The sequence below is a fragment of the Amphibacillus marinus genome (assembly GCF_900110345.1).
Lineage (GTDB): Bacteria > Bacillota > Bacilli > Bacillales > Amphibacillaceae > Amphibacillus_D > Amphibacillus_D marinus.
The window spans coordinates 112,236-121,004 of record NZ_FODJ01000006.1; the positions used below are offsets into that span (position 1 = coordinate 112,236).

The following is an 8,769-nucleotide window of genomic DNA, read 5'->3' on the forward strand; positions in this document are numbered from 1 at the left end:
AATAAATTTGACAGCACTTGCGTGTTAGGATGAAATGCACCGCTGCAACAGGTCCTCTTCTTCTGTTATTAAGAGATTACTTATTATTGTTGAATTGAACTTATTTTAATTTAGTTTTATAATTTAGGTAGATATCTACAAGCGAACTGAGGGATAGTTAATGGATCAAATTAGCGAAGAATATTTATCAAAGCAACGAGCTTTGGAACTTTGGGACTCTGGTTATATTAATAAAATTGAAGCGGGTACGACAAAGGGGTTAAAAGAAATACACCGTTATCTATTCTCTGGCTTGGAGGGTTATAATGCTGGAGAAATACGTGAAGTAAATATTTCAAAAGATGATTTTCTCTTTGCGCCTGCGTTGTATTTGCAAGAAACTTTAGAAACAGTTGAAAAGCTACCTGAAAATACTTTCACTGAAATTATAACGAAATATGCGGAGATGAACGTTGCTCACCCATTTCTCGAAGGAAACGGAAGGGCAACACGTATTTGGCTAGATCAGATACTGCGAAAACAATTAAAACTTTGTATAGACTGGCAACAGATAAGCAAGTACGATTATCTTAATTACATGAAACATAGCAAGAATAATACAAAAAATATAGAACAATTGTTGAAACAAGCTCTAACCGATCAAAGTTATGATCGCGTGTTGTATATGAAAGGGATTGATAAATCCTTTGAATATGAAGATTTATCAGCTTATCAGACTGTACGTATTGACGCGGAACTTAATAATAAATAGTTGACAAAAAGACCAGGCTAAAAAAGCACATGCAGTGACCACCTAACTTTAGAATCGTTAGCGTCTCTTCATGTGCTTTTTTATTAATTAGCGTACTCTATAATCCTTAAACCTGAAACTTTGCTACAACCTGTTCTAACTGGTTAGCCAATTTTGACAATTGACTGGAGTTATCGGAAACCTCCTGCATTGAACTACTAATTTCCTCTACAGAAGCTGCGGATTGCTCAACGCCAGCTGCTGATTCTTCTGAGATAGAAGCAATATTTTCAATTCCATTACTCATTGACTCACTATTATCTCTGATAGTTGTTAAATTATCTGAAATGTTTCTTACTTCTGTAGCCAATCCATCTAAGCCATTACTAATGTTACCGAAAATTGTCCCCGTTTGGGCAACCTGATTCATACCTGTTTCAACCTCTTGATAGCCACCTTGTAACGAAGTAGCCACCTGATCTGTTTCTTGTTGAACATTAGCCACAATGCTGGTGATATCTGTTACCGAATTTGCTACTTGCTCAGCTAATTTTCTTACTTCATCCGCAACGACGGCAAAGCCACGACCATTTTCACCAGCACGTGCTGCTTCAATGGCAGCATTTAAGGCGAGTAAATTTGTTTGCTCAGCCACATCACTAATCACATTAACCAGTTTAGTAATTTGATTTGATTGCTCTTATAGCCCTTTAACTTGCGAGACAGAATTTGAAACCACATCATAAATTTTACCCATTTGTTTTATTGACGTTTCCATTTCATTTCTTCCGGTTGTGGCAAGCTTAATCATTTCTTGAGTAGAGTGATAAAGCACCTCGCCTTTGCCATTTGCTTCAGTAATTTGCTGATTAAATTCATGCATTGAATTGGCAATTTCACTTGTAGTGGTAGCTTGGGTCTCTGCACCTTGAGATAATTCCTCCATCGTCACTGAAATTTGGTCTCCAGCTTCTTTAACTTGTCCCGATGCTTCCGTTAATTGCTGACTTTGCATCGCCACAGTATTAGAGACACCTTGAATCTCACCAACAATATCAGCTAGGCTTGACTGCATACTGTTCATCGCCTGAATTAAATCAGCCAGCTCATCCTTTGTTTTACTGACCATTGGTTCTTGCTTTAAGTCACCACTTGCAATTAAAGTCATCCGATCCCTAATTGCTTTAATTGGTTTCGTAATCATTTGAGCAACAATTAAGGCAATTGCAATTGCTGAGATGAGTAAACTAACCGACACAATTAGACCCACAAGATTACTTGCTTCATTCTGTGAAAGCAAACTATCACCAGACTCAATAATAAGATCTTCACGATAATCAATTTGCTCTTTAAAATCACTCATTAACTTATTAGCAACTGGCTCTGCTACCTCTTGCAGATACCTAGCAGCTTCGTCTTGATTACCTAATTGATAAACATAAAAAACATTTTGTTCAACCATATTGCGCCAATTTCCAATTAATTCAATTAAAGGGCCAAGCTCTTCAGAATCTAGATCAACAGTTGCTTCATCTTGAATTTTTTGGCTTTCGCTGGTTAAGACATTAAATGCTTCAATATAAGTTTCATCCCCATACAAAACATAAGCTCTTGCTAAACCAATTCGTTCAGCAATGTTATTACCAAGTTTTTCATTAATAATTAATAAGGGTAACTGAGAATTAGTAATATTTATTGTTTCCTCTTGTATTTTCCAAGATGAATAAAAATTCCATCCGCTGTAACCAAACAGTAAAAGAACTAATACCATAAATCCTAATAATATTTTTAATCTCAAAGATTTAAATTGGATCTGTTTAAATTTCTTCACGTCTTTCTCCCCTTTTTCTAAGTATTCATACACTATATAAATCGACAAATTGTGATAAATATGAATTGAAAAAGCGGTGTTATTAATGAAATGAATCAATAATGATCTTTTCATGACAAAGGAATCTATCCTTTGTGCCTATACTTTCTATACAAATAGGGTTAAAAAGTCATGTTAGCAAACCTAATCTTAGCGTTTAAAACACTTGCTACCATTCAAAAGACACTGTAAAATTAGCGTATTGAATCATAAACGCATTGCTTAAAGTTGCTTGATTATATATGTAAAAAATTCCCGCTACAGTCTTGACTTTAAGAACGAGATCTTAAAGTCAATAGTGTAGCGGGAAAAAATGTTAAAAGGTGAAGATATCTAAATGATCTTTGTAAACAATGATTTCTTTGACAACGATTCGGATTAAGTGCCTCTTATCCTCAAAGGTCAATTCATCTTCACCTTTATTTAAAAAGAAATTAGCAGCTTCAACAAACATTCGCTTAGTCTGTTCACTTGACTCTTCCTCACTATTCTCCTTTTTTAGTTCGGCCATCTTATCCTGAGCTTTCTTTTCGGTTTCTCTTAGACCTCTTAATGTATGGCGCATTTCTTCGTCAGTAATATCAGAAGATAGAGCAAAAGCTTTAAGTATTTTTTCGATTCCCGCTTTAGCTTTTTGGGCTTCATCTTCTAGTCTTTTGATCTCTGTACCAACATAATTTGATTTTTTTTCTTCTATATTAATAGCTGCCAAAATATCATCAGGATTATTTAATATATCTTTAATCTGTTCCCATACTTTTTCTTCTAGATCTCTTGCATTAATGCGAAGGCCACAACCGCTATTTTTTGCTCCGGCAGTATTTTTTAAATCGACATATTGAAGAACATGTGTAGCCCAATTTTTTTGATTACGTCCCGTCATGGTATTACCACAGTTGCCACACCGCATTAATCCGCTTAGTAAATAATTATTTTTTCCCTTTCCAGACCAGCGTCTTCTTGATTCCGCTAGCATTTTTTGAGCAATATTAAAAACATCTTCATCTATAATGGCAGGACAGCTAACCTCAATCCATTCTTCTCTTGGTCGTTCAGATACAGAAATGCGCTCATGTTTGGGTAAATATTTATTCGCTAACATCCCTTCAGTGTCCCAACGATTATGATAAAAACGTCCAGCATATGCTTCGTTTAATAGAATTTGACGCACAACTTGACGGTGCCATACTTTCTTATTCTTTTTTGTCGGGATGCCTTTATTGGTAAGCAACTTAGCAATGCCATTAATGCCTTGAACTTTGTTAGTGGGGCTTGTGAACAATTCAAAAATAAGTTTTACTACCTCTGCTTCTGATTCAACAATTTCAAGCTCATCTTTATCTTTATTTAGCACAAATCCATATGTGTTAGGATCTTTCACTATTTTCCCCTGCAAAGCTTTACGTTTTCGTCCAGCACTCATGCGCTCATTAATTTTTGCTTTTTCAAATTCAGCAATTGCACCACGCAGCTGGTAAAAAAGCATGCCTTCAGGTGTTTTTTGATAATCGTGATTAACGAAAGTAATGCGTGCCCTTTTTTCAATTTCCTCTGATACAATTAGCTGATCCATGAGCTTACGGGCAAGACGGTCAGGATCATAGCAAACAACCTCTGTTATTAACCCCTCTTTTACATCCTCTCTTAACTTTGTCAGTGCTGGTCGGTCAATAAAACCTCCTGAATAACCGTCGTCTATGTAATCAAGTATTTCGTTCGTTGCTGCCTTTTCTTTGCATAGAGCTATTTGATCTTGGACACTGTAGCCTTTTTTCGCTTGTTCGTCTGAACTCACTCTTACGTATATTGCTTTCATGCAAACCTCTCTCCTTATATATAGTATACAGATAATCATAGCAAGCACGCTTAGCTATGTCATTTAATTTGGTGGTCTTGATGTTAATTTGCATGATGCTCTACCCCCTTGATAGAGCATATGTAAGACCACTTGTCCTTTTTATTCTTTTTTATTTTATATTACATTTAACATTAGAACACTCGTTCTATTTTATGCATAAAAAGGTTTGAATTCAAGTCTTAATAAAAAAAGCTTCCATATTATATATGGAGGCCTCTTGTATTAAGTTTTAAATTTTTTTATAAAACCAAATTAAATTTTAATCTGAGATATTTAGTAATTTATCTAATTGCTCTTTTATACTGTTTAGGTGGTTTAACTTCTTTATAAATTTCTTTAATTGCATGCATTGCCCAATAAGGATCATTTAACATCCCTCTTGCAACAGCAACCAAATCAGCATCTTCATTTGATAAAACAGACTCTGCAATTTGTGGATTCTCTAATCTACCTACAGCAATAACGGGTAAATTAAGATGCTCTTTAAATTTTCTGGCAAAGGGTGTTTGATATCCAGGTGTATTAAGAGGTTTTCTTTTACCTGGCAAACCCTCCCCGCCTGTGGAAATATGAAAAATATCTACTCCTGCTGTTTTAAATTCTTCTGCAATTTTTAAAGAATGTTCTAGGTCATATCCCCCATCTATATACTCTATAGCAGAAATCCTCATTATTAAGGGCATACCTTCTGGCATGACAGATTTTACAGCTTTAATAATTTCTACTCCGAATTTAGACAAATTTCCAAATTCATCTGTCCGGTTATTGATACTTGGTGACATAAATTGATGAATTAAATAGCCATGAGCTCCATGTAACTCAATAGTATCAAACCCAGCTTTAATTGCACGTTCAGCAGCTTCTTTAAAGCTTAAAATAATTCTTTTAATTTCTTTAGTCTCCAAAGATCTTGGGGGGGTTAATACTCCATTTTTTGTTTCTTCAGGAATAACCTCAACAGGGATATTGGATGGACCAACTGGCTGACTAGCGTCCTCTGCTTTACGCCCAGCGTGAGCTATTTGAATACCAATTTTACAATCAAACTTATGAACTTCTTCAATAATCTTCTTGTAAGATGGTATTTGTGAATCATTCCATAGACCTAAATCTTGATTTGTTATTCTTCCATCTGGTTCCACTCCAGTCATTTCCATGATAATTAGACCTGTTCCACCAATCGCTCTAGATACATAGTGAACAAAATGCCAATCATTTGGAACTCCATCTTCTTTATCGACCGAGAATTGACACATTGGCGGCATAACAATACGATTTTTTAAATTAAGATCTTTAACTGAAAATGATGTTTGTATTTTAGACATCTAATCCCTCCAATTAAATTATTTGCTTGCGCAATCAAATTTTACGCTTGTTTAGATTATAAACAAATTTAAGATTTATGCAAGTTTAAGGTTTTGTCATTAGGAGTATTATTGCCTAAAATTATAAAATATAGTATGCTAGCTATGATTATAAGAATTGAGGTTTAAACTAATATGGCAAGCAAAAGCACTCATAGAACACTAGATGCGTGGATAAATTATTCGAAATTTCACACTAGAGTATTAAAATCCCTTAACCATTTATTAATGGAAGAATTTCAATTAGGAATTAATGATTTTTACTCTTTATACTTTCTTGGTGAAGCTAAAGACGGCGTATTGCTGCAATCAGAACTTCAAAACTTAATTCAGTTAAGTCCAAGTGCTTTATCTAGAATGATTACAAGATTATTGAATTACAAAGGACATGAAATTATTAAAAAAAATCCACTTTTACATGACAAAAGGGGATATACTATACATCTAACAAAAAATGGATTTCATCTACTTGATCAACTTATTACTTCAATAGAAATAAAATTTAATACTTCTTTAAGCGAAGATGATTTAAGACATATTTTGTCGTTAACTAATAATTAATAAACTATTTTACACAGCACTATCACTTTGAATTGCATGACAATGACGTATTTTGAAAGAAGGTAAGGAATGAGTAATACTTTAGAGGCATTTCGTCAGATTTCCGGTGTTTTTATTATTGGAGTATCAACCTATTATTTTTTAAGTGTATTATACAAATAAACCTTGAATTTACCAAACTTATTTTTGTAACTAAAGCCCCTCACCGACCAGTGAAGGGCTTATTTCATTTAAACGTTTAATCTCAAAAATTATTTATTTAATTTCTTATAGATAAATGGTTGAATCAAGAAAAAAGCTACTACTACCCAAACAGTTAAACCTAACAACCTAAATATTGTATTATCAATAACAGATAACATAAGTATTGGTATAATAAATATCACTGAAAAGACAAGCTTTGACATTGAATTTACCCGTTTAGTCATTAATATCACCTTTTTCTTTTAGATTAACAAGGTTTCGAACCTAGGAAAAGTGCTCCAATATTCCACTTAGAATATTTACCTTTATATATATATCTAGTTTGGTTTTGGTATTTATACTGAGGATAGCACATTCCTGAATCTTGAACTTTTTTTGTAGTTCTATATTGCTTAGTCTCAACTTCTAAAACTTTATCCAATTTAGTCATTGCAGTACCACCAGCAACAACAATTATCGACTGAATTATTTTGCTAGTTGGGAATCCCGTCCAAATTGTTATAAGACCTGCAGCTACTGAAATTGTAGTACCTACTGGGACATAATTTCTTGTAGTGCCTAAGTAGAAAAGACCTCCATTTCCACTACCACCAGGGTCATTTGAGAAAGGCTGTACTTGTATATCTGCTTCCTCAAAATTAACTTCAAGTAATACACCATCTAAGTACGTCTCTCCATTTTCAGGGTTATAAACCACTTCATTACTACCGTTTTCTGTAATTATAGTAGCTTCAATCATTCCCTCGTCATTTAACTCCTGTACAACTTCTACATAAAGAGAGCTTTCATCTTCATTTAATTGATTTGCAGAGATAAATCCGACATTGCTAAAAAATAAAACCATACAAATTAATATTGTACAAATTTTCTTCAAACTTAACTCCTCCTACTTTTCAAATATATTACATTTGAATTATACTACCTAATTCTGATTGAAACAATAATATTTTCATATTTTTCTAATTTTATACATTTAAAACCTTTATGTATTTAAAAACCCACTCTAAATTTAGAGTGGGTTTTTCTTCATACAGCCTTTCCTATATTTAATCGCTGTTGCAATGCTCTTACCATAGCTGAATTAGGCGTGCTGATCACACCGTCCTGAACGATACCTAAATGCTTCTGCAGTGCTCTAACTGTATTTGGCCCAATCAGACCATCTTGCTTGGTGCCGACAATACGCTGCAATCTCTTAATCACTAAGCTACCATTTCGACCATTACCAAACTCAACACCGATAATAGCTCGGCTAGATTGGTTACGTGTCTGGTCACTAATCACACCATCTGTTACTGAGCTAATGGCATCTTGTAGAGCACGAGTTGTTTGTGGTCCCCAACGTCCATCCACTTTTAGATTAGCTTTTTTATTGGTCCTCTGTCAAGATTTCGGACAAGTTAAACGTGGAAATAATCTTAGTTTTGAATCGTGTATTTAATGATGAGCCACCGCGTGTATAAGGTGAGCTTAGGCATGCACTGTGTTCATTAACTTGATAATGCGTGCTCAAAATCATAAGGTGCCATCATGCCACAATGTTCATGAATTCTGACGGTGTTATAAAACGTTTCGATATATTCAAATACTAATTGATGAACGTGTTCGCTATCCTTAATGACGTACCGGTTAAGCCATTCCCGCTTAATCAAGGCATGGAAGGATTCGATACAGGCATTATCCCATGGATTCCCCTTATTTGAATAGCTACGGATAAACTGTTTCGCTGGTGTGGCTTCAAGATAGCTTTTGGATACGTATTGACAGCCACGATCACTATGGATAATGACAGGTTTACTCAGGTTTCGATTGCTTTTCGCCTTTTCAACAGCTTTTAATACATGTTCTGTAGCTAAATTATGCGATACCTGCCAGCCGATGATTTTTCTTGAAAACAAATCCATCACACTCGTCAAATAGGCAAAGCCAGATAGGGTATAAATATAGGTTATATCCGTTACCCAAACCGTGTTGGGGGCGGCTGGACTAAAGTCTCTATCCAGGATGTTTTTTAGCTTATTGTCAAAATCAGGCGCTACTGTTGTTCTCATGTAAGGGCGTATCCAGATGGCCTTTATGCCTTCTTCACGCATGTAATTACCAACCGTTTTCTCTGCGATCACATGACCTCTTGAGTGAAGGATTGACGTTATTTTGGGTGCTCCATATATGTGGTGAGAGG

Annotated in this window: 8 protein-coding genes and 1 pseudogene; 2 read left to right on the top strand and 7 right to left on the bottom strand. The window is 34.8% G+C overall.

What is annotated here, in order from left to right:
* The first annotated feature begins 160 nt into the window (after window positions 1-160).
* A complete protein-coding gene (gene fic / locus BM000_RS09730; protein WP_091497464.1) occupies window positions 161-751 on the top strand; it encodes a protein adenylyltransferase Fic in 591 nt (196 codons plus the stop codon).
* Between the two features lie 106 nt (window positions 752-857).
* Here fic and BM000_RS09735 read toward each other — a convergent pair.
* The 4 genes and pseudogenes from BM000_RS09735 to BM000_RS09750 form a co-directional block, all read right to left on the bottom strand.
* Window positions 858-1,397 (bottom strand): annotated as a pseudogene (locus BM000_RS09735) (methyl-accepting chemotaxis protein); the annotation flags it as partial.
* 33 nt (window positions 1,398-1,430) lie between these two features.
* Window positions 1,431-2,561: a methyl-accepting chemotaxis protein gene (locus BM000_RS09740; protein WP_177178268.1), complete on the bottom strand. Its 1,131-nt coding sequence runs from the start codon at window positions 2,559-2,561 to the stop codon at window positions 1,431-1,433.
* 355 nt (window positions 2,562-2,916) lie between these two features.
* Window positions 2,917-4,416, bottom strand: a complete 1,500-nt coding sequence (locus BM000_RS09745; protein WP_091497472.1) for a recombinase family protein — start codon at window positions 4,414-4,416, stop codon at window positions 2,917-2,919.
* A 323-nt stretch (window positions 4,417-4,739) separates the two neighbouring features.
* On the bottom strand, window positions 4,740-5,783 hold the full coding sequence (locus BM000_RS09750; protein WP_091497475.1) for an NADH:flavin oxidoreductase/NADH oxidase: 1,044 nt from the start codon (window positions 5,781-5,783) through the stop codon (window positions 4,740-4,742).
* Window positions 5,784-5,957: 174 nt separating this feature from the next.
* Here BM000_RS09750 and BM000_RS09755 point away from each other — a divergent pair, with 174 nt between their 5' ends.
* Window positions 5,958-6,383: a MarR family winged helix-turn-helix transcriptional regulator gene (locus tag BM000_RS09755; RefSeq protein WP_091497479.1), complete on the top strand. Its 426-nt coding sequence runs from the start codon at window positions 5,958-5,960 to the stop codon at window positions 6,381-6,383.
* A 451-nt stretch (window positions 6,384-6,834) separates the two neighbouring features.
* Here the strand turns inward: BM000_RS09755 and BM000_RS09760 are convergent, their stop codons facing one another.
* The 3 genes from BM000_RS09760 to BM000_RS09770 all read right to left on the bottom strand — a co-directional run.
* Entirely contained in the window at window positions 6,835-7,461 is a 627-nt protein-coding gene (locus BM000_RS09760; RefSeq protein WP_091497481.1) for a hypothetical protein, read from the bottom strand.
* 152 nt (window positions 7,462-7,613) lie between these two features.
* Window positions 7,614-7,940 (bottom strand): hypothetical protein, encoded by a 327-nt coding sequence (locus BM000_RS09765; RefSeq protein WP_091497485.1) that lies wholly within the window; start codon window positions 7,938-7,940, stop codon window positions 7,614-7,616.
* Window positions 7,941-8,077: 137 nt separating this feature from the next.
* The coding region (locus tag BM000_RS09770) for an IS3 family transposase (RefSeq protein ID WP_218144095.1) at window positions 8,078-8,769 on the bottom strand (692 nt) is incomplete at its 5' end.

What these genes read in the sequence shown, in the direction of transcription:
- fic (WP_091497464.1), top strand. Translation starts at nt 161, where the DNA reads ATGGATCAAATTAGCGAAGAATATTTATCAAAGCAACGAGCTTTGGAA.
- BM000_RS09745 (WP_091497472.1), bottom strand. Translation starts at nt 4,416, where the DNA reads ATGAAAGCAATATACGTAAGAGTGAGTTCAGACGAACAAGCGAAAAAA.
- BM000_RS09750 (WP_091497475.1), bottom strand. Translation starts at nt 5,783, where the DNA reads ATGTCTAAAATACAAACATCATTTTCAGTTAAAGATCTTAATTTAAAA.
- BM000_RS09755 (WP_091497479.1), top strand. Translation starts at nt 5,958, where the DNA reads ATGGCAAGCAAAAGCACTCATAGAACACTAGATGCGTGGATAAATTAT.